A 1,641-nucleotide genomic window follows, 5' to 3' on the forward strand; every position below is an offset into this window, starting at 1 on the left:
CGTCTTCGTGGGGCTGATCGCGGTGGCGGCCATGGCCATGGTGCGCCGGGGCGTGCCCTACCAGCCGCCGGCCGAAGGCGCCAGCCCCTGGCGCGAGCTGGGCGCCCTGCGGCGCAAGCAGGTGTGGCTCACGCTGGGCATCGGGGCGATCGGCTTCGGCGGCATGTTCTCGGTGTTCAGCTACATCAAGCCCACGCTGACCGAGGTGGCCGGGCTGCCGCTGGCCGGTGTGCCGCTGGTGCTGGCGCTGTTCGGCGCGGGCATGGTGGCGGGCAACCTGGTGGGCGCCCGCCTGGCGGACAAATCGCTGATGCGCACGATCGGCGGGCTGCTGCTGTGGTCCATCGTGGTGCTGGGCGGCTTCGTGTTCGCGGCGCACCATGTGGTCACGGCGGCGGCGGCGACATTCCTGCTGGGCACGATCGTCGCCATCGGCCCGGCGCTGCAGATCCGGCTGATGGACGTGGCCGGTGAGGCGCAGACCCTGGCCGCGGCCCTCAACCACTCGGCTTTCAATTGCGCCAATGCGCTGGGCGCCTGGCTGGGCGGCGTGGCGATCACGGCCGGCCTGGGCTGGACCTCCACCGGCGGGGTGGGCGTGCTGCTGGCATTGGGCGGGCTGGCGGTGTTCGGCTGGTCTCTGGCGGCGGACCGCGCGGGGCGTGCGGCGGGCTGAGGCCCTCATGACGTGTTCAATGCCTTTTGGGAGATTGCGCTCCAACCCGAAGGGCCAGTCTTGCATCCCCTCCCGAAAAGACACTGGCGCGACTCCCCGAAGACTTTGAACACGTTCTCAGGCCACGGGCGTGGCGCGTGAGCGCCGCCAGTGGCCGATGCCCGACATCACCATCACGCAGCACACGAGCCATGCCCCGCCGGTGAGCCAGCCGGCGAGCACGTCGCTGGCAAAGTGCACCTGCAGCACCACGCGGCTCCAGCCCACGGTGAACACGGTGGCCACCGCCACCAGCACGGCCGGCAGGTGCCAGCGCGCGGGCAGCAGGCGCAGCGCCAGATAGGCCAGCATGCCATAGGCCACCAGCGAGCTGCTGCTGTGCCCGCTCGGAAAGCTGAAGCCGTCGGCCACGGCGATCTCGTGCGTGTGCACCGGCCGCACGCGTTCGAAGGTGTGCTTGAAGCCGCGCGTGAGCAGCCCGTTGCCGGCCAGCGCCGCCGTCCAGCCCAGGGCCAGCAGGCGGTCACGGCGCAGCCAGAGGGCCACGGCTACGGCTACGGTCAGCACGGTCAGCACGGCGGTGTCGCCGGCGTGGGTCAGGTTCGCGAACAGGGTGAGCGTGGCCACGCTGGCGGTGGCGCGCAGCGTGGCGGCCAGGGTGTCGTCGAACAGGGCCCACGCGGTGGGCGCGGCCCATTCCTCTGCGATGGCGGCCAGCGCCTGCGCGCACGCCAGCAGCAGCAGGGCAGCCACGCACAGGGTGGCCAGCAGCCGCGCGCCGGCGTTTTGCGGCGCGCCCAGCGCTCGGTCCAGGGGGCGACCCACCGGGCCCCATGCGTGCGCAGCGGCCCGTTGGCCGCCCAGGCCGCAGCGGCGGCCACCAGCGCGATGGCCAGTCCCCCGGTCCAGACGGTCAGGGGGTGCGATCCGGCCCACAGGGCCATGGCCTGGACGTCCATCATGCG

2 protein-coding genes are annotated in these 1,641 nt (G+C 72.6%); one reads left to right on the forward strand and one right to left on the reverse strand.

Annotated elements, in window-relative coordinates:
* Positions 1-676 (forward strand): MFS transporter (locus AC27IQ_RS24020; RefSeq protein ID WP_487091058.1); only part of this gene is annotated, 676 nt, incomplete at its 5' end.
* A gap of 117 nt (positions 677-793) precedes the next feature.
* On the opposite strand, the gene AC27IQ_RS24025 is transcribed toward AC27IQ_RS24020, so the two are convergent.
* Positions 794-1,641, reverse strand: an 848-nt coding sequence (locus AC27IQ_RS24025; RefSeq protein WP_487091059.1) for a phosphatase PAP2 family protein, incomplete at its 5' end; no start/stop codon positions are given.

Source organism: Acidovorax sp. KPB24-07 (assembly GCF_057543315.1).